Here is an 18956-nt window from a genome sequence, read left to right as displayed (position 1 = left end):
ATCTAAAATCCGAATAAATATGGAGTGGTTTTGTGACTTCGACTGTTAATGGAATACTCTTGGTAGATAAAGAAAAAGGACCAACATCGCATGACATAGTCGACAGGGTGAGAAGACTCTTTTCTGTAAAACAAGTGGGCCATTCGGGGACTTTGGACCCATTCGCAACAGGGCTTTTGGTGATAGGTGTTGGCAAAGCGACACGATTACTTGAGTATCTCCAGCACGATACAAAGGTTTACAAAGTAAAATTTAAACTCGGCGTTATAACCGATACGTTCGATATTACTGGTCAAGTTATGGAAGAAAACCCAGTCGAAGTTTCTGAAATAGAAATTTTGGAGGCTGTAAAATCCTTTGTTGGAACTTACAAACAAGTTCCGCCTGCGTATTCAGCGAAGAAATACCAGGGTAAGAAGCTTTACGAACTCGCTCGCGAAGGGAAGATCATAAACCTTCCACCGAGAGAAGTAACGATATATGATATTTATGATATAAAAATAGCGCTTCCGTACGTGGAATTTACGACAAAAGTTTCTTCGGGAACATATATCCGGAGCCTTTGCATGGACATAGGATACAAGCTTGGCTGCGGCGCAACAGCTGTCGAATTGAGAAGGATAAGCGTAGGAAAATTCTCAGTTGATGATGCGATAAACATTCCGAAAATCGATAGAAATGAGAATGTTGATGAAATCCGGGAAAAAGCCATAAGGAGTTTGATACCGATAGAACAGGTGCTTGACTTTCCAAAAGTTGAGGTCAATAACGTTGAACGCATCTTTAACGGTGTACAGCCTACTGTTAATGATATAATTGAAATTGAAGATTTCGAAAAAGACGACTTGATACAGATATACTTTCAAGGAAAATTGATTGCTTTAGCTAAAGCGGAACGCAGTTCGAGTTTTATCAATACTCTCAAGAAGCAGAGCAGAAACGAAAGAATCGCTAAACTCATCAAAGTTTTCAAGGAGGAATAAGAATGAAAGTTGGAATAGTAGGGCTATCTCAAGTTGGAAAGACAACAATCTTCTCTTTGCTTACCGGTCTTGAAGTTGACCTTTTCTCTCAACAGCACGAGAAAGGCATAGCAAAGGTGCATGATAAGAGGGTTGATATACTTGCGAAGATGTACGAGCCGAAGAAAGTTACTTATGCAACACTGGAATTCTTTGATACCCCTGCTCTCAAAATAAAAGACGCTAAAGAAAGAACAGCCGTGTTCAATTCTATCCAGAATGCCGAAGCATTGCTTATTGTAGTAAGGGCATTTAAAAACGACGCAGTTCCTTATCCTGAGGTTGAAAAGCCTGTAGACCAGTTAAAGGCCACGTTGGACGAGTTCCTTTTCAGAGACCTTGATGTTGTTACAAACAGGATAGAAAGGCTCGAAAACGCAAAAAGGAAACTTGAACCGAAAGAAGAGATAGAACTAAAATTGCTGAAGCGATTGCAGGAAGCACTTGAAAACGAACAATTCTTGTCAAAGGTAGAATTGACAGAAGAAGAGAAGAAAATGCTCGGCGGTTTTTCATTCGCCACATTAAAACCCACCGCTGTTGTTGTAAATGTTGACGAAGAGCAATTTACAGAAAAGGCATATGATACAAAAGAACAGATAGTAAATCTCTGCAAAGAAAATGGCTTTGCATATGTCGAGCTCTGCGGTAAACTCGAAATGGAATTGAATGTGCTTAGCGAAGAAGAGAAGATGGAATTCTTGAAAGAACTTGGCACAGAGGAAACAGGCATAGAGAGACTTTCAAATGCGTTGTATTCACAGTGCGGGCTTATATCATTCTTCACGGTTGGTAAAGATGAAGTTAGAGCTTGGACACTGAGAAAGAATTCGACAGCGGTGGATGCGGCAGGTGCGATACACAGCGACTTGGCGAGAGGATTTATAAAGGCGGAGATTATAAAGTACGAGGACCTAATAAGGCTTGGATCAGAAAAGGCTGTCAAAGATGCAGGGCTCATGAAACTTGTAGGAAAAGAGCACATCGTAGAAGATGGAGATATAATAACAATAAGATTCAACGTTTAAAATTCAAGAAAATTCGAGAAAATATACCGTTATGGAGGTAATAGTATGGAACCTATCGTAAGAGCGAGTGAGAACGTCTATGTTGTGAAAGGTAGAGTTGTTGCTGTAGTGCCTGTCAGCTCTACGATTTCAAGGAGAATCAGAGCAAGTAACCAGATCGGAGGAAAGATAGTAAACTTAACGTACGGAAAAGAGTGCAATTCAATCATTTTCATGGACAGTGGCCATGTGTTGTTATTAGCTGACTCGGCAGCCGATGTTAAAAAGAGAATTTGGGGTTAGAGAGCATTGAATAGTAGATTCAAAAGAATAGTATTCAGAACCACGAAACACAACAGATACAGCGTAGCTGCAATTGTTGGTGCCATACTTAGCCGTTTAGATAACATAGAAGTTCTTGAAACTAAAGATGTGAACACAATACTGCAGTATCCGGCAACGGATACTGTAGTTGCTTTTTCTTTTATGACATTCGATATAGATACGATCTTGGCTGAGGTGCGATTTTTGAAAGAGAACGGGTACACAACGATTGCGGGTGGACCTCACGCAACCGCACTCCCACAAGAAATGCTCAACATCGGTTTCGATTACGTCTTCGTCGGTGATGGTGAAGAGAATATCGTAAAGTTCCTATGTGGCGAAATCCCTGAATCAAGGATATTCGATGGTATTAAGCAGAGGGTGAATCTCGATGATTTCCCAGCTGTTTGCGAAAAAAAGAAACTATTCATGCCAATAGAGATATCCCGTGGCTGCCCATTTGACTGTGGATACTGCCAAACGCCGAGACTTGCAGGAAAAATAGTGAGGCACAGGAGCATCGAGCAGATTGTAGAATATGAACGGATATCCGTCAAACACAACAAGACGACGGCAAGGTTTATAACACCAAACGCATTTGGATACGGTAGCAAAAACGGTGTAACTCCAAGGCCTGAGATTGTCGATGAATTGCTTTACAAAGTGAAATCGACGGGTGTAAAAGAGATATACTTTGGTACATTCCCATCTGACATTAGACCTGAGAGCATTACAGATGAGATGGTTAAAGTTGTCAAAAAGTATGTCAACCACGACTACGTTGTTATAGGTGCACAGAGCGGAAGCAACAGGATTTTGAACCTGATAAGGCGTGGACACACCGTCGAGAAAGTTGAGGAAGCTCTTGAAATACTTGCACAAAACGGCTTCTATGCCAAAGTAGATTTCATATTCGGCTTTCCTTTTGAAACAAAGGAAGACGTTGAAGAGACATTTAATTTCATAAACAAGATAGTCAAGAAATACAAAGCAAAGATACACGCGCACACATTCATGCCACTTCCAGGTACTCCCCTGTGGAATGCAGGTCCTGGGGTGCTCTACGATTACCATTACAAATTCTTAGGTCAACTGGCATCTCAGGGAATCCTTGACGGATACTGGGTTAAACAAGAAGAGCTTGCAAAAAAGGCAGCTATGTATAGCCAAAAAGTTGATAAACCGTGCAATTTTTGAACGAATTTCTGCTGATAGGGGGTATTAATGTGGTTATAACAAAGGAATATTCTCATTCTTTTGATAGAAAGAAGATATTTACCATCATGGAGCGTGAAATGGAACCGTACATTAAAAAGTATGGTGTAAAACTCTTCCGAACCGACGAATATTCCTACAGTGCCAAGGTTGGCTTTTTCGGAAGCGGTAAGGTAAGGGTTCTTGAAGATAAAATCGTGATAACTATAGATTCGCCATTTCTAAATTCATCGAACAAAGCCAAGGTTGAAAGTGAAATGGACAAATACGTTCAAAAGCTTTTTCAACAGGTTTTGGAAGACTGAATCTTTAAATATAGACAATCCATTGCCAATTTTTGTGGTTTGCTCGCGTATTGCCCCTAACAGCCACTCATTTTATAGCTCGATCATGTTCTGAATTCTCTGCACTTAGCCCGCATCCTCTCTTGTCATTGCCAACTATTTTTAATTCTTAAGTAATAAAAAGAATTCCCCAATATTATTTTTGAAGAAGGATTACTGTCATGGGTATATATGGATTTGACCTTCTCATAGCAGGCTTATGCTTATTATTTAAACAAATCACACAGCTTTCGTACGTCTTCTCATTCATTCTACTCTTTCTTAGCGGAAGCGTTATTCCATTTGAAAACCTTCCTGAGATAGTTAGGAAGATAGGTTTAATGCTTCCATTAACTCAAGGCGTCTTGCTTGGTAAAAAAATTGTGTTTGAAGATTTGAGCATGTCCGCAGCTACAGGTAGTTCTGACTTTTTGTGGCTGGTTATATCAAGCTTAGTTTATCTTACCTTAGGAGTATTGGGTTACAAAAAATGCGAGAAGATTGCCAAGGAGAAGGGGATTTTAAGCCATTACTGATGATTGGTGATAATCAAAATAGTTGACATTCAAAGAGAGGATGTGGTATAATCGGAAAAAATTATAACAGTGTACGGGGTGCGGCGTTGTGGATTTATGTGGTAGCTTATCGACATATTTGACGGTTGCAAAATCAAAAGAATTAAATAGTTCAGTTAACTTCTGGTGGTGGTGGACAACCGGTGGTTGTCCACCCCTTTGCTTGTGTTCTTAAGACGATATATTCAGTGAGCAAGGGTATAGCATAGGAAACAAGTGGACAATCGCCGGGTATGAGTAAAATTCATACCCGGCTTTTTTATTTTTAATTCAATAATTGTTCCCCACATCATTACATTGGTATAAGGAGGTAGAGCGTATGGGTATTTTCAGAAGAGGTTTTGCTTTGTTATTGACGGTTGTTTTTTCGGTCTTTTCGGTTGCAACTGTGAAGATAGGTGTATTACTTCCGTTCACAGGCGGGTTGGCTGCGGCTGGTGATTTGGTGAAGAAAGGCATCGAGCTTGCGCACGAAGAGAAGAGCACAGCACTCGGTGAAAAGATCGAGCTTGTCTTCATGGACACAAGAAGCGAGAAAACAGAATCAGCTAACGGTATCGCAAGGCTTATCGACAAAGAGGGTGTTGTCGCTGTTATAGGTGAAATTATGAGCGGAAACTCTCTTGCTGCAGGTGAGATAGCAGAAAAAAGGAAGGTTCCCATGGTCAGTCCTGCCTCCACGAACCCGCTCGTGACGCAAGGCAAGAAGTTTGTTTCAAGGGTTTGTTTCATCGACCCACTCCAAGGTACAGCGCTTGCAGAATTCGCAGTTAAGACGCTGAAGATTAAGAAAGCAACAGTTCTCACGGACGTCGAACAAGACTACAGCGTCGGTCTTTCGAACTACTTTATCGAAAGGTTCAAAAAATACGGCGGACAAGTACAGCAACTCCAGTACAAATCAGGAGACAGCGAATTCAGCGCTCAGTTGTCACAAGCATTGGCATTCGGAGCAGAAGCGATAGTTGTGACAGGATACTACAACGAAATAGCGTTGGTAGCCCAGCAAGCAAGGTCACTCGGATTCAAAGGACACATCCTTGCGGGAGACGGAGCAAACGCACCTGAATTAATAAAGATAGGCGGACAGGCGGTAGAAGGAGTATACTTCTCAGACCACTACCACCCAGACGCTCCGGTGACGCAGGTATCTAAGAAGTTTGTCGAAGCATTTGTCAAGAAGTACGGAGTTAAGCCTTCTACATTGTCTGCGCTTGGATATGATGCTTACATGCTAATTGTAAGTGCTATAGAGAGAGCGAAAACAACAAAACCAGAGCTTATAGCTACGGCTATTAGGTCAATCAAGAATTTCCAGGGGGCGACTGGAGCGATATCGATAGATAAGGAAGGAAATGCCCAAAAAGAGATAGTTATACTCAAAGTAAAGAACGGCGATTTTGTTTATAGCGGGAAGTTGAATACAAACGTTTTGAAATAATAACGTTAGGGGGGATAGTTATGTTTAGAGAGTATGTGGCATTGAAACCCGAGGAACTTCCGAGAAGTTATTACAATGTACTTGCAGACATTCCTTTCAAACTCGACCCGCCACTTGATCCTGAAACTCAAGAGCCGATGAGTCCTGAGAAGTTGTTGAGGATATTCCCAGAACAATTGCTCGAACAGGAGATGAGCACGGAAAGATATATAAAGATTCCTGAACCAGTCTTGAGAGAATACGCAGTCTACAGACCAACACCGCTAATCAGGGCAAAGTTCTTGGAGGAATATCTTGGGACGAGGACAAAGATATACTACAAGTACGAAGGAACAAGTCCGACAGGGAGTCACAAAGTCAATACGGCACTTGCTCAGGCATATTACAATAAGATCAGCGGTACGAAAACATTGGTCACCGAGACAGGAGCAGGGCAATGGGGTAGTGCACTATCGTACGCTGGGGCAAAATTCGGTCTGGATGTCAAGGTCTTTATGGTAAAAGTTAGTTACAACCAAAAGCCTTTTAGAAAAACCTTGATGAACATTTTTGGCGGTTCGGTGGTGCCCAGTCCGAGTAAGTTAACGAATTTTGGCAAGAACTATTCTGATGAACACCCTGGAACACTTGGGATAGCAATATCAGAAGCGATAGAAGTTGTCCTGTCAGAGGAAGGTACGAAATACGCACTGGGAAGTGTGCTGAACCACGTTTTACTGCATCAGACCGTTATCGGCTTGGAGATAAAAGAACAGCTGAAAAAGATTGGTGTAATCCCAGACATGGTAGTAGCCTGTCATGGTGGTGGGTCAAATTTTGGTGGAACGATTCTGCCATTTATTCCAGATGTCTTGCAAGGCAGAAAGATTGACCTCGTGGCTGTTGAGCCGGAGAGCTGCCCGTCGCTTACAAAAGGAGAGTTCAGATATGATTATGGAGATACTGCTGGATTAACTCCGTTGATGAAAATGTATACACTCGGAAAAGATTTCGTACCTCCAGCAATACATGCGGGAGGTTTAAGATACCATGGTGCAGCGCCGATTGTGTCGAAGCTGTACCACGAACGTTTAATAAAGGCGGCAAGCGTAACACAAGAAGAAGTCTTTGAAGCTGCGAAGCTATTTGCAAAACTGGAAGGCATTATACCGGCACCTGAATCGGCACATGCTATAGCCTACGTTGTTAAAAAGGCAAAAGATAACGGGAAAGAAACAATTGTATTCACGCTTTCCGGACACGGTCATTTTGATCTAAATGCGTATCAAAACAACTAATGAAACAAGAAAAGCGGTCCATTCGGACCGCTTTTTTAATCATTCTATTAAAATTCTTACTCTCTTGGGAAGACGATGAACTTTAATGCGGTTCTTGTTTCATTTTCAACTGTAACGTCCGTGAAGGCCGGAACACAAACAAGGTCAAATCCGCTTGGAGCGAGGTAACCTCTTGCAATAGCGACAGCCTTAATAGCCTGATTTACCGCACCTGCGCCTATAGCCTGAATCTCTGCCTTACCTTTTTCTCTAATTACACCAGCCAAAGCACCAGCCACTTTGTTGGGGTTTGATTTTGAAGAGACCTTTAGTACTTCCATAGTTCTACCTCCTTTTTTCCGACACACGAAAGTCTTTTCCTGTGTTCCTGCTCAAAAGATGGGCTCCGTCAGTGGCAAACGTTTTGCAAACCGTGATTGTAATCTTTTGGCGCGCCCGGCAGGACTTGAACCCGCAACCATCGGATCCGAAGTCCGACGCTCTATCCAGTTGAGCTACGAGCGCGTCCTTGTGAACAATTGATGGTATTATATAAAAAACTGGGGTGGCTAGAGGGATTTGAACCCTCGACCACCTGATCCACAGTCAGGCGCTCTGCCAACTGAGCTATAGCCACCACAGATAGTTTCTATTAAATTTTTGCTGTCTCTGGCGCGGCCGGCGGGACTCGAACCCACAACCCTCGGATTAGAAGTCCGATGCTCTATCCTGTTGAGCTACGGCCGCTGCCTTGAAAAAATTTAAAAAAATAAATCTGGAGCGGGCGACGGGACTCGAACCCGCAACCCTCGGCTTGGAAGGCCGATGCTCTACCAATTGAGCTACACCCGCATGGCTGGTCGGGGCGACTGGGCTTGAACCAGCGACCTCCGGTTCCCAAGACCGGCGCGCTCGCCATCTGCGCTACGCCCCGACGCTCAAGACCGTGAGTAATTATAGCATATCACTCTTGGAGTGTCAAGTAAGTGTATGAGCTAATTATTCTATAACTCTACGTTAATTTTTTATTTCCTGAAACGCTTTTTATTCGCCACCCTCTTTTGGTATTACACATATAAAGGAAGCTTCTTTTTCTGAAGGATTATGGAACTGGTGCTCTTCATTCGGTTCTACGTATATAAACGCACCTTGTGAAACCTTAGTTCTCCCGTCTTTTTGCACAACTTCAATTTCGCCGTCAACGACAAATATTTCATGTTCCCAAGGATGTGTGTGGTACGGTGTCGATGCTCCAGGTTTGAGGGTGAATAAACGCATGACGAAGTTGGGTGCACCGTCCCTCGGACCAATCAAAACTCTTTTCAATATCTTACCGCCATCAATTTCAAGCGGTTGCATTCTTGAAATGTCGCCTATCTTCATTTTTCTTCCCCCCTCTTTTCGCTTCGATTACTACGTATCTGTAAGGTTCCAAGCCTTCTGAATAAGTGTGAACGTCTCTAAATTTCTTGGCTATCTCGTGAACGAGCTTTCTTTCGAAAGCGAACATTGGGTCCAATTTGACCTTTCCTGACTTTTTAGCTTTCTCAACAGCCATTTCCACGATTCTTTCAAGCTGTTCTTTTCTCTTTTCTCTGTAGTTACCTGCGTCGATAATTACTGTTACTTTGGTGTCCGTAATTCTGTTCAAGAATATATTCGCAAGATGCTGCAGCGCTCCCAATCCCTTTCCGTGTTTACCGATTACCTTACCTATGTCCTCGCTGTGGCATGTTGCTATGAAAGTTTTACCTCTGCTTGCAACTTCGACATAGTAATCGACACCAAATCTTTTGAATATCTCTTCCAAAAACTCTTTAAGCTTTCTTTCATAATACTTGTTGGAAATAGTTATTTCAACAACGGCGTCTCTGGAGAAAAGACCGAATATACCGTGTGTTCCTTTATCTATTATGTTCACGTCATACTCCTTATCCAAAACGTCGTACTCGCTCCTAAACTGTTCGATAATTTCATCAACGCTCTTCCCAACATAGTTCAAAGTCTTCAAGTGAATCACCTCTTCTTGCGGTTATGATTATATTATCAATAGACTGATCAGATTGTTTATTACTTTCTCTTCTGTATACCCCAAAGCTCATGTTGAGTGAGACCTTTAATTTTGTACCTCTTGTAAATGTAGTAAGTTATAGCAAGCTGGATAATGGAGTTCATTGTCCAGTAGAGGAATATACCGCTTGGCAGATTCACGAAGAAGAATGGGAATATAGCCCCCATTATAATCTGTTGCCAAGCTGTCCTGCTGTCTTGACTTGTGATAAGTGCTAAATAATAGCTTGTTATTATGGTGATAACCAAGAATAGCCAGTTATTTCCCCATCCGCCTACCGACAGGTCTTGCCAAATTAAGAATCCACCAGATGTTGAGAAGAGTTCTTGATAACTCTGGATTACACCGTACAGGAGCATGAATATTGGGAACTGGATTAACAGCATCAAACATCCGTTTGATGGATTAATCTTGTTTTCTTTATAAAGCTTCATCAATTCTTCCTGCTGTTTTTGAGGTTCCTTGTACTTTTTCTTAATCGCTTCCACAGCGGGCTGAAGTTTTCTCATTTGGATCATCTGTTTTGTCTGTGCGTGGTAGAACGGATAAAGTATAAGTCTGACGATAATTGTGAAAATGATTATTGTCAGACCAAAATTCTTCACTAAGGAATTTATCCAGTTGAAAAATTCGTTGAGACCGTCCGCAAGGAAGCTGTACCATTTACCAGCACCAGGAACAGTCTTTACCAAATCAATTATTCTTTCGTAGTCATCTTTGAATGCGTGTTTTAAAACTGTCTTTTTGTAAGGTCCCATGTAGACCTTTAATGAGATGTCAGAACCAACAATGCGCGTTTTATCGAGTTTTCCAGAGAACTTTACTATAGAAGTGTAATCTCTATCCGGTCTGAACGATATAAAAAGGTTAACTGCGGACCTAACATTTGCTGTATCCCAGACGAGAGGCAATCCAACCTTTACTTCCTCTGGAGAATTTATCAAAACCTCGAAAGCGTAGGTGAGAAGAAGACTATCGAACGAATAAGTTTTTGTAATACCGTTTTCGTATTTGAAGACAATCTTAGCAGATTCATATGAGCCATCTTTTTCGTTTTTCTTTCCGTATTCGATGTTGTAAGTTGGTGTTGCGACTTCCAATTCGTTGTCATCGATACCAAAGATATCAAATCCATCATTGTCGTTCACGTAGAAAAGATAAGCACGTCCAAGCAGATGACTTACCTTGCTTAAATTACCATCCAATCCTATCTCGATCTGAGCATACTTCGACGTTACAACAATTGAATCTACTCGTTCTTCAACGTAAAGATTCGAGACCCCCAATATCGCCAGTAACAACAAAAAAATGACGGTTAACTTCTTCAATTCTACCGCCTCCCTACAATTTTAGTATTATGTTTTCTTTTCAGATGTTTTTTCGTTTTTTTGGTGAGTGTGGAAAACATGAAAATACTCAGGTACGGGGTCATATCCGCCTTTTGAAAGGGGATTACATCTGAGAATGCGCCAGAAACCCAGGAGGAGCCCTTTAAAAACACCAAATTTCTCCACAGCTTGAAATGTGTATGTGGAACATGTTGGTTCAAATCTGCAAGTTGGTGGTTTAAGTGGTGAAATGTACCTTTGGTAAAATCTAATCGCTCCCAATATTGCTTTCTTCATTAATTAACCTCTCGAAGTTATTCAGCAGAGTCTTGCACACCGTCCAGTAGTTGCTTTTTTCAAACTTTTCAGATAAACTCTTCCTTGCGATGATAAGAAAATCGTAGCCTGCTGGTATGGAATCTTTGTTTAATCTAAAACACTCACGCACCCATCTTCGTAACTTGTTTCTTCGGTTCGCTTTTCCAAATTTTTTTCTTACCGATATAGCGATCCTGCTGTAATCAAGTCCGTTTTTCCTGTAAAGAATGACGAAATCTTCGTTTTGGACAGCACTTCCACTTTTAAAAAGAAGGGATATATCCCTCCTGAGTCTCAGGCGCTCTCTTTTTCTAAAAATGTTAATCCGCTTACTTCTTAAACTGCTAATCTCCATCTACCTGTTCTTCTTCTGTTTCTAAGGACTTTTCTTCCACCTGGTGTTGACTTTCTTGCGAGAAATCCATGTGTTCTCTTTCTTTTCCTCTGGGATGGCTGGTATGTCCTCTTCATGTCAGTTCCTCCTTTTCTCAACTTAGTCTAAAAATGATTATACCAAAAAAAATGCGAACTTCAACACTTAATTTGAATTTCTTGTACAGGTAGTAAAAAAACTGGTGGCCAGGGACGGAATCGAACCGTCGACACGTGGATTTTCAGTCCACTGCTCTACCATCTGAGCTACCTGGCCACCTTTAAATCTTTATATCATCATTTCGATTCATTTTTCTCACTTGGTGGGTGCGGCAGGACTTGAACCTACGACCTTCTGCTCGTAAGGCAGACGCTCTCCCTCTGAGCTACGCACCCAACCTGCCTTTTTTGTAATTTTAAAAACTGGCGCCCCCAACGGGATTCGAACCCGTGCCGCTGGCTTGAAAGGCCAGTGTCCTAGACCGCTAGACGATGGGGGCGTTAATATATACACATCGGTTCACATTTTTCTTCGCACATTTCCCGAAGTCAGTGACCGTATCCTATGATACCAAAGAAAAAATTTTTGTCAAGTAGGTAGAAACCACTTAGTATGAAAAGAACAGGTTAACATTTTGTATCTATTTTGTCTGAAAAAACGATTTAGAGCAAGAATGTTTTTCGCTATGCACGTGATATAATAAAATCGTATGCATCCAAACAGTGAATTCACACAAATCGGGAGGTGCTTCAGGTGTTTAGATTTTTATTTAACTACAAGAAATCAAGGCCCAAGCTTGCAAGCGAGGCATTCAGAAAAGGAGATTTCGAAACACACAAGAAACTACATAGTCCAGAACATATAGGAAACGAGCCTTGGCATAAGACAGAGCAGGGAAAGTACATCGGACAAGCTGTGTATGGTGCGAGTGATGGAATTGTCACAACTTTTGCTGCAATCTCTGGCATCGCGGGTGCGAGCTTGAATCCCAAAATTGCTGTTATAGTAGGACTTGCTAATCTCTTTGCTGACGGGCTTTCTATGGCTATAGGCGATTATCTTTCTGAGAAGTCCGAACGGGAGTACATAAGGGCTGAAAAAGAGAGAGAACTCTGGGAAGTCGAGAAAATGCCAGAAGCTGAAAAACTGGAGGTCAAAGAAATATATAAAAGAAAGGGACTGAGCGGTGAAAAGTTGGATAATCTTGTTGATGCAATCACGAGCAACAAGGAAATTTGGGTTGACACAATGTTGCACGAAGAACTTGGACTATTTGAAGACGATACGAATCCACTGAAAAGTGCGATTGTGACGTTCTTGTCTTTTGTAATTGCCGGTTTTATGCCGTTGATTGCTTACGTTTTCGCTTCTCAGGGAAGTTTCCTTGCTCAAAATCAGTTCTTACTTTCTTGTGTGATTACCGGTATGACACTTTTCTTTGTTGGGGCTCTTAGGCAGATAGTTACCGGAGTAAAGTGGTACAAGGGCGGTTTGGAGATGCTCTTAGTTGGCGGACTTTCAGCAGCGGTTGCTTACATGATTGGCTGGCTTTTGGAAAAGGTTGTTCGCATACCAACACTATAGTAGGATAAATGCTTAATTGTAAGAATGGGGGATCGAGATGAATATAAACTACGTAAATTTGCTGATCTTGTATCCATTAGTATTCTTGGCAGGTTTTGTAGACTCAATCGCAGGTGGTGGAGGGTTGATATCACTGCCAGCATATCTGTTTATTGGGTTACCAAGTCACAACGCACTTGCCACAAATAAGCTTTCCTCGACTATTGGAACGATTTTCAGCACTTTAAGATATGCAAAGGGACGAGCGATTGTGTATTCGGTTGGTGTTCCGTCTGTTGTTGGTTCACTCATTGGCTCACACCTTGGAGCAAGATTAGCTTTGGTGCTGAGTGACAATATCTTGAAAGTTGTTCTTGCAATCCTTATTCCAGTTGCTGCGATTATTGTACTGATAACAAATCCAAGAAAGAGTAAAGAAAATAGTGTTGAGGACACTGGTTCAAGTTATGGAATTACCAAAACTATATTGGTAGCTACAGCCATAGGATTTACCATAGGTATGTACGATGGATTTTTTGGACCTGGCACCGGGACGTTCTTGATTATACTCTACGTAAGTTTATTGAATATGGACCATGTCAGTGCTTCTGGCACAGCAAAAGTCGTTAACCTTGCTTCAAACATTGGCGCACTCGTCACATTCATATTCGGAAACAAGGTTTTGTACTCTATAGGTTTGCCAGCAGCGGCGTTTGGAATTGTTGGAAATTGGCTTGGATCAGGACTGGCGTTGAAGAAAGGAGCAAAAGTTATAAAACCAGTCATGCTTGGAGTATTGGTATTGTTGTTTATCAAAATACTTTCAGACATGGTTTAGGGGGGGATGAACATGGGCGATATGCTTGTGAAGCTTTACGAACTTCCAAGACTCGAACCGGTAATTGAGGAAGTCAGGAAACATGGTATTGAAATTAAAAGACCCATAGGTCCGGAAAAGTACTTCGTAGTCGAGTGGGTAAGGCAAAAGTTCGGAAATCATTGGGCAAGTGAAACGGATATGACTTTTTCAAACAAGCCAATATCTTCATTTATCGCAATCGATACCAACACCGGAAAAATCGTCGGATTTGCTTGTTATGATGCGACGGTACGCGGATTCTTCGGACCGACCGGAGTAGATGAAGCTTACAGAGGTAAGAACATAGGAACTGCTCTTCTGCTTTCTTGTTTGCACGACATGTACAACGTTGGATATGCATATGCAGTTATAGGTGACCCCGGACCAATAGAATATTATCGAAAGACCGTAAGTGCTATTGAAATAGAAAACTCGTATCCTGGAATTTATAGGAATATGGTTAGGGAAGTGTAGGAATATTTTTTTTATTTGATAGTATGACAAGCAATTTGAGAGCCCCAAGGGGGCTCTTGTTTGTTTTTCAAAAAGACGTATATTCTCATTGTTGAAAATTGGCAACGCGGTAACTGTCCTTAATGTATTGTTCTGTACGAGTTTATGATAACGTTATCATATTACATTGAGAAATAGAGAGCAAATTTTAGGTAATGAGAAGATTTTGGACGATAAATAAAAATTCTTAACTTACACTTGATTTTTCAGTTAACGATCGATTTTCTATTTTAATACTGGTATGTGGTTTAATTGTGATAACGTTACCACATTTGCTTTTAAAGTGGTAAAACTTCCAAGGGGGTGATTAGGATGAAAAGGGTATTTGTCACTATGGTAAGCTTGATGTTTCTTGCGGCTATGCTTTTTGCTGCACCGTACAACACAACTATCAAAGTATTGGCTTGGGATGATGCTCTCACTCAAGCGCTTAAGGATGGTATACCGGAATTTGAGAAACAAACAGGTATTAAGGTTGTTCTTGAGCTTGTACCATCAGGCAATTTGTTGCAGAAGATCGGTGTTAGTGTTGGTCCCGATAAGACAGATTATGACCTCGTCACGGTTGATGAACCATTTGTACCATCTCTTGCACATTTGATGTTACCATTTAACTCGTGGTTTGGCGGAAAAGTCTACAAGAAACCAAATCTGAATATCTTCGCACCAAACGCGTTTGAGGCAGCGCAATGGGCTGGGGTTTTCGTCGGAATGCCCATTAACGCTAATGTTTATATCTGGATAACAAGAAAAGACCTGGTAAATGACCCAAAATACAAGAACGAGTTCAAGTCAAAGTACGGTTACGACCTTGGTGTACCAAAGACGTTTAAAGAACTAAGAGACATGGCGGAGTTTTTCCACTCTAAAGGTATATATGGTTTCGCTCCATTTACAAAGCAAACAGAAGGCTCAACCGCTGAAGCAATTTTCATGTTTGAAGCATTTGGAACAAGTCCTTTGACAGTGCAGGGTGGAAAGGTTGTTGTGAGCTTGGATGAAAAGAAAGCTGTGGAAGCCATCAATTTCTACAAGGAACTCTTAAGATTTTCACCTCCGGGCGCTCTCGACATGGGACATGCGGAACGTATAGCTGCATTTAACCAAGGAAAAGTATTTACGATGTTCCAGTGGCCAGCATTAGTCCCACAACATGAGGATCCAAACAACTCACTTGTTGCAGGTAAGATAATCTACTCAGCTCCTCCAGTTGGACCAGCGAAAGGTTCGGCTATCAGAGGCTGTTGGGTGTTGGCGATGCCAAACGCGTCCAAGAACAAAGAAGCTGCAGCCGAGTTTGCTTACTGGTGGTCATCACTTGAAACTGGTCAGAAATTAATACCAAAAGGTTTTACGCCTGCGAGAGCTGATCTATTACTCAATCCAAACTACAACAAAGACAGGCCGTGGTTCAAAGCGATATTCGACTCAATGAAAAACGCAGTTGCAAGACCGAGGTTCACAAGGTATCCGGAAGCCTCACAAATTATCCGCGACAACTGGCTGGCAGCGATTTCCGGAAAGGTAAAGCCAGAAGAAGCAGTAAGGAAGATGATAGATGAGCTCAACGACTTACTCAAGAAATAATGCAAGAAAAGGGAAAATCGGGGGCTTTCGCCCCCATTGGTTTTTTGTCCTTCCAGCTTTAATAATAGTTTTTACTATATTGGTTTATCCAGTCTTCTATTCTTTATACATGTCACTGCACGAGTGGCATCTTTTCCATTCCACTGAGAAGAAATTTGTTTTTCTCAAGAATTACATCGAGCTTTTCAAAGACAGCGAGTTTATACATTCTCTTTTCTTGCAGCTCGGTTTTGTTGTAATAGCAATTCCTATTGAAACGGTAATAGGTTTTTTTGTCGCACTATTATTAAATCGGGAAGGACGTTTTTATTCACTTGTTAGATCTCTGCTATTACTCCCTGTCTTTATACTACCCGTGATATCAGGTTTAACTTGGAGGTTGCTCTTGCAACCAGAATACGGGATGGTCAGCTATTTTCTTGAAAGACTTGGATTTGGTGTTAAGGCGTGGCTTGCCGAGCCTTCTTTTGCATATGGTATGGTGATAGTTCAAGATGTATGGCGTATGTGGCCCTTCATGTTTATGTTCATTTACGCCGGATTGTCAGGTATACCAAAAGAAGTTCTCGAAGCAGCTGATATCGACGGGGCGAATTTCTGGAAGAAAGTTAACCGAATAATCATTCCTTATTTGAGACCTACAATCGCAACTGCATTACTGCTTAGGTTAATTGATGCGCTGAGGATATTTTCAGAAGTTTACGTAATGACGGGCGGTGGCCCTGGAAATGCAACGATGCTCTTATCTTTGTACATAAATAAGCAGGCTTTTGAATTCTTTAACATAGGTTATGCTGCATCCATGGGTATTCTGTTGCTCATTATAGCCTTAGCGATAGCTTTTGTAATTGTCAGAGGAAATATAAAATTTGAGGGTGAACGCGGATGATGAACACGAAGATGAGAAAGAGACTTGTGAACTTATTAATAATTCTGGTGACCTTTGTTGTTCTTGTTGTAGAATTGATGCCGATATTAGTGGTCATTACAAGCGGGTTCAAGCGAGATATAGACATCTGGGCACGAGGTCCGTTTTATTTCAAAGGAACATTGGATAGTTATAAAGCTGTTTTGTCGAACAGAGATATATTGGCAAGTTTGAAAAACAGCTTGATAGTTGGTATTTCTTCTACACTCATTTCGATTGTAGTTGGTGCAATGGCTTCTTATGGCCTAACAAGATACTTTTTTAAGCTGAAAGAGACGATAGCTTACATGTTTCTTACTTTCAGGATGTTACCTCAAATATCGCTCGTTATACCGCTTTTTGTAATGTTTAACCAATTGCAGTTAAGGGACACACTTACGGGCATTGTTCTGGCACACATCAGCTTCAATATTCCGTACGTCATATGGTTGCTTTTGCCATTCTTTGCTGCTGTTCCAACCGATTATGAAGAGGCAGCTCGAATAGACGGTGCAAGTGAATTCACTGTATTCTGGAGAGTCTTCTTTCCTTTAGTCTCGCCCGGTTTGGTGGTTGCAAGCGTTTTTGCGTTTCTGATGTCTTGGAATGAATTCTTGTACGCTCTCATACTTTCTTCAGTCAATGCAAAGACCGCGCCCGTAGCAGTGAACGGTTTGCTCGGACAATATGCTCCAAAGTGGGGGCAGTTAACTGCTGCAGGTACGATCATGCTGCTACCGGTGTTTGTAATCACACTGTCACTTCAAAAATATATTATCAAAGGATTAGTAGCAGGGGGGATAAAGGGATGAGCAAAAGTGAAAGAGGTAAACAAGTTAGCACTGTGGTTGGAACAGAAAAGGTGCCTTTCATAACGAAATTCTTCTTTGGCTTTGGTGATGTTTACGGTGGGGGAGTTTTCAACATAATAAATTTCTTCTACGCGATTTTTCTTACTGACGTTGTAAAGATTCCGCCGGTATTTGCTTCTGTAATATTCTTAGTCGGAAAGATATGGGATGCGGTAACAGATCCAATAATGGGTTACATCAGCGATAAGACCAAATCTAAGTGGGGACGCAGAAGACCGTATTTCTTGTTCGGTGTTCCTTTCATATTCCTATCGTTTGTTATGGTATGGTATCCTGTTAGTTTTGAAAGTATCTTTGCAAGATTTATCTATGCATTGTTTGCATATATGTTCTTGAACACTGTCGTTACGATGGTACTTATACCCTATACAGCGATGAGTGCAGAAATCACGCTTGATTACAACGAAAGGACAGCGATTAATTCAATAAGACTCACGTTTTCGCTCCTTTCTTCTTTACTCTGTGCAGTCTTGCCTATGATGATTGTAAAAAGTGCGGGCGATGTGAAGAAAGGTTATTTATTGATGTCCATAATTTTTGGTGCTTTCTTTGCTTTACCGTACCTTGGCGTTTTTGCGTTTACGAAAGAGAAGAACTTCAAACCTGCAACGACGAAACTGAATTTTAAAGATCTTATTGTTGAGCCTTTGAAAATCAAAACATTCAGACTATACCTTGGCATGTTCCTTTTTGCTTATCTTGCCATCGATACTGTCTCTGTAATATTCCCATATTACATGAAATACTACGTTGGAAAGCCGTTCTTCGTTTCTGCAGTGCTTGGTGTGTTGTTGATAACAGAGATAATTTTCGTTCCAGTTTACGCAACTATCGCAAGAAAGAAGAGCAAGAATTTTGCCTATATGCTTGGAGCTTTCGTGTGGATGTTAGGTTCTGCTGCAACGTTCTTCTTCAAACCAGAATGGTCTAATGCTGTGCTTCTTGGTATTGCTGCACTCATCGGTTCTGGGGTGTCTGCCGTTGCGGTGATGCCACACACTATCCTTGGCGATGTTACAGACGTTGCGGAACTCAAGAGCGGTGAGCGAAGAGAAGGAAATATATCTTCAATGGCAACGTTTTTGAGAAAAGTTGCGTCTGCTTTAGTCCAGGCAGTGATTTTACTGATACTCGGTGCTGTCGGATACATAAACCCGGTTGGGAACGAGATACCCCAACAGCCTGCGAATGTTATATTAGCAATACGTATGATTATCTTGTTTGGTCCTATTCTACTACTTGTAATAGGCGTGATTTCCGCCATAAAGTATCCACTGAAACCAGAAAAGCACAAGCTACTTGTCTCAATACTCGAAAAAAGGCGAAAAGGGGACAAGGTTGAGGAAAATATACTGAGTGAGTTGAAAAGGGAACTTATTTAATCAAAAGTATATTCAAAAAG

Annotated in this window: 22 protein-coding genes and 8 tRNA genes; 15 read left to right on the top strand and 15 right to left on the bottom strand. The window is 41.4% G+C overall.

Annotated features, from left to right (window positions below):
* Positions 1 to 32: 32 nt before the first annotated feature.
* From truB to BUA11_RS05220, 8 genes are all read left to right on the top strand, one after another.
* A complete protein-coding gene (gene truB / locus BUA11_RS05255) occupies positions 33 to 983 on the top strand; it encodes a tRNA pseudouridine(55) synthase TruB (RefSeq protein WP_072759109.1) in 951 nt (316 codons plus the stop codon).
* A gap of 2 nt (positions 984 to 985) precedes the next feature.
* Positions 986 to 2050: a DUF933 domain-containing protein gene (locus tag BUA11_RS05250; RefSeq protein WP_072759107.1), complete on the top strand. Its 1065-nt coding sequence runs from the start codon at positions 986 to 988 to the stop codon at positions 2048 to 2050.
* Between the two features lie 45 nt (positions 2051 to 2095).
* Positions 2096 to 2332: an extracellular matrix/biofilm biosynthesis regulator RemA family protein gene (locus BUA11_RS05245; RefSeq protein ID WP_072759105.1), complete on the top strand. Its 237-nt coding sequence runs from the start codon at positions 2096 to 2098 to the stop codon at positions 2330 to 2332.
* Between the two features lie 6 nt (positions 2333 to 2338).
* Positions 2339 to 3550 carry a TIGR04013 family B12-binding domain/radical SAM domain-containing protein gene (locus tag BUA11_RS05240; protein ID WP_143145283.1) on the top strand — a complete coding sequence of 404 codons (1212 nt, stop codon included), beginning with the start codon at positions 2339 to 2341 and terminating at the stop codon, positions 3548 to 3550.
* Positions 3551 to 3579: 29 nt separating this feature from the next.
* The gene (locus BUA11_RS05235) at positions 3580 to 3873 is read left to right on the top strand and encodes a polyhydroxyalkanoic acid system family protein (protein WP_072759103.1); all 294 of its coding nucleotides are present in this window, start codon (positions 3580 to 3582) and stop codon (positions 3871 to 3873) included.
* Positions 3874 to 4073: 200 nt separating this feature from the next.
* Positions 4074 to 4427, top strand: a complete 354-nt coding sequence (locus BUA11_RS05230; protein ID WP_072759101.1) for an ABC transporter permease — start codon at positions 4074 to 4076, stop codon at positions 4425 to 4427.
* A gap of 358 nt (positions 4428 to 4785) precedes the next feature.
* Entirely contained in the window at positions 4786 to 5907 is a 1122-nt protein-coding gene (locus BUA11_RS05225; protein ID WP_072759099.1) for an ABC transporter substrate-binding protein, read from the top strand.
* Between the two features lie 20 nt (positions 5908 to 5927).
* Positions 5928 to 7184 (top strand): TrpB-like pyridoxal phosphate-dependent enzyme, encoded by a 1257-nt coding sequence (locus BUA11_RS05220; RefSeq protein ID WP_072759097.1) that lies wholly within the window; start codon positions 5928 to 5930, stop codon positions 7182 to 7184.
* A 56-nt stretch (positions 7185 to 7240) separates the two neighbouring features.
* Here the strand turns inward: BUA11_RS05220 and BUA11_RS05215 are convergent, their stop codons facing one another.
* From BUA11_RS05215 to BUA11_RS05145, 15 genes are all read right to left on the bottom strand, one after another.
* On the bottom strand, positions 7241 to 7504 hold the full coding sequence (locus BUA11_RS05215) for a stage V sporulation protein S (protein ID WP_072759095.1): 264 nt from the start codon (positions 7502 to 7504) through the stop codon (positions 7241 to 7243).
* Positions 7505 to 7611: 107 nt separating this feature from the next.
* Positions 7612 to 7688 (bottom strand) — tRNA-Arg (locus BUA11_RS05210).
* A gap of 36 nt (positions 7689 to 7724) precedes the next feature.
* Positions 7725 to 7800: transfer RNA gene (locus BUA11_RS05205), tRNA-His, on the bottom strand.
* A gap of 33 nt (positions 7801 to 7833) precedes the next feature.
* Positions 7834 to 7910: transfer RNA gene (locus BUA11_RS05200), tRNA-Arg, on the bottom strand.
* 29 nt (positions 7911 to 7939) lie between these two features.
* Positions 7940 to 8015: transfer RNA gene (locus tag BUA11_RS05195), tRNA-Gly, on the bottom strand.
* 5 nt (positions 8016 to 8020) lie between these two features.
* Positions 8021 to 8097: transfer RNA gene (locus tag BUA11_RS05190), tRNA-Pro, on the bottom strand.
* A 110-nt stretch (positions 8098 to 8207) separates the two neighbouring features.
* Complete coding sequence (locus tag BUA11_RS05185; protein ID WP_072759093.1) at positions 8208 to 8546, bottom strand: cupin domain-containing protein; 339 nt, start codon at positions 8544 to 8546, stop codon at positions 8208 to 8210.
* On the bottom strand, positions 8509 to 9183 hold the full coding sequence (gene jag / locus BUA11_RS05180) for an RNA-binding cell elongation regulator Jag/EloR (RefSeq protein ID WP_372589797.1): 675 nt from the start codon (positions 9181 to 9183) through the stop codon (positions 8509 to 8511). The genes BUA11_RS05185 and jag overlap by 38 nt, the downstream gene beginning before the upstream one ends.
* A 50-nt stretch (positions 9184 to 9233) precedes the next feature.
* The gene (yidC, locus tag BUA11_RS05175) at positions 9234 to 10562 is read right to left on the bottom strand and encodes a membrane protein insertase YidC (protein WP_072759089.1); all 1329 of its coding nucleotides are present in this window, start codon (positions 10560 to 10562) and stop codon (positions 9234 to 9236) included.
* 27 nt (positions 10563 to 10589) lie between these two features.
* Positions 10590 to 10859 carry a membrane protein insertion efficiency factor YidD gene (gene yidD, locus BUA11_RS05170; RefSeq protein ID WP_072759087.1) on the bottom strand — a complete coding sequence of 90 codons (270 nt, stop codon included), beginning with the start codon at positions 10857 to 10859 and terminating at the stop codon, positions 10590 to 10592.
* On the bottom strand, positions 10831 to 11235 hold the full coding sequence (rnpA, locus tag BUA11_RS05165; protein WP_072759197.1) for a ribonuclease P protein component: 405 nt from the start codon (positions 11233 to 11235) through the stop codon (positions 10831 to 10833). The genes yidD and rnpA overlap by 29 nt, the downstream gene beginning before the upstream one ends.
* Positions 11217 to 11351 carry a 50S ribosomal protein L34 gene (rpmH, locus tag BUA11_RS05160; RefSeq protein WP_072759085.1) on the bottom strand — a complete coding sequence of 45 codons (135 nt, stop codon included), beginning with the start codon at positions 11349 to 11351 and terminating at the stop codon, positions 11217 to 11219. Before rpmH ends, rnpA begins: the two co-directional genes overlap by 19 nt.
* A gap of 102 nt (positions 11352 to 11453) precedes the next feature.
* Positions 11454 to 11529, bottom strand: a tRNA-Phe gene (locus BUA11_RS05155).
* 44 nt (positions 11530 to 11573) lie between these two features.
* Positions 11574 to 11648: transfer RNA gene (locus BUA11_RS05150), tRNA-Val, on the bottom strand.
* Positions 11649 to 11676: 28 nt separating this feature from the next.
* Positions 11677 to 11752 (bottom strand) — tRNA-Glu (locus tag BUA11_RS05145).
* A 254-nt stretch (positions 11753 to 12006) separates the two neighbouring features.
* Here BUA11_RS05145 and BUA11_RS05140 point away from each other — a divergent pair.
* The 7 genes from BUA11_RS05140 to BUA11_RS05110 all read left to right on the top strand — a co-directional run bounded on the left by BUA11_RS05140 (position 12007) and on the right by BUA11_RS05110 (position 18936).
* Positions 12007 to 12837, top strand: coding sequence for a VIT1/CCC1 transporter family protein (locus BUA11_RS05140; protein WP_072759083.1), 831 nt, complete (start codon positions 12007 to 12009; stop codon positions 12835 to 12837).
* Positions 12838 to 12874: 37 nt separating this feature from the next.
* A complete protein-coding gene (locus tag BUA11_RS05135) occupies positions 12875 to 13654 on the top strand; it encodes a TSUP family transporter (protein ID WP_072759080.1) in 780 nt (259 codons plus the stop codon).
* A gap of 12 nt (positions 13655 to 13666) precedes the next feature.
* A complete protein-coding gene (locus tag BUA11_RS05130; RefSeq protein ID WP_072759079.1) occupies positions 13667 to 14149 on the top strand; it encodes a GNAT family N-acetyltransferase in 483 nt (160 codons plus the stop codon).
* Positions 14150 to 14500: 351 nt separating this feature from the next.
* Positions 14501 to 15775, top strand: coding sequence for an extracellular solute-binding protein (locus tag BUA11_RS05125; RefSeq protein ID WP_072759077.1), 1275 nt, complete (start codon positions 14501 to 14503; stop codon positions 15773 to 15775).
* Entirely contained in the window at positions 15747 to 16664 is a 918-nt protein-coding gene (locus BUA11_RS05120) for a carbohydrate ABC transporter permease (RefSeq protein WP_072759075.1), read from the top strand. Before BUA11_RS05125 ends, BUA11_RS05120 begins: the two co-directional genes overlap by 29 nt.
* Positions 16661 to 17494: a carbohydrate ABC transporter permease gene (locus tag BUA11_RS05115; RefSeq protein ID WP_245789532.1), complete on the top strand. Its 834-nt coding sequence runs from the start codon at positions 16661 to 16663 to the stop codon at positions 17492 to 17494. Before BUA11_RS05120 ends, BUA11_RS05115 begins: the two co-directional genes overlap by 4 nt.
* On the top strand, positions 17491 to 18936 hold the full coding sequence (locus BUA11_RS05110) for an MFS transporter (protein ID WP_072759073.1): 1446 nt from the start codon (positions 17491 to 17493) through the stop codon (positions 18934 to 18936). The genes BUA11_RS05115 and BUA11_RS05110 overlap by 4 nt, the downstream gene beginning before the upstream one ends.
* Positions 18937 to 18956: the final 20 nt, after the last annotated feature.

Source organism: Fervidobacterium gondwanense DSM 13020, from assembly GCF_900143265.1.
Classification (GTDB): domain Bacteria; phylum Thermotogota; class Thermotogae; order Thermotogales; family Fervidobacteriaceae; genus Fervidobacterium; species Fervidobacterium gondwanense.
The sequence above is the reverse complement of the archived record's forward strand: the minus strand, read 5'-3'. Positions and strand labels throughout refer to the sequence as shown.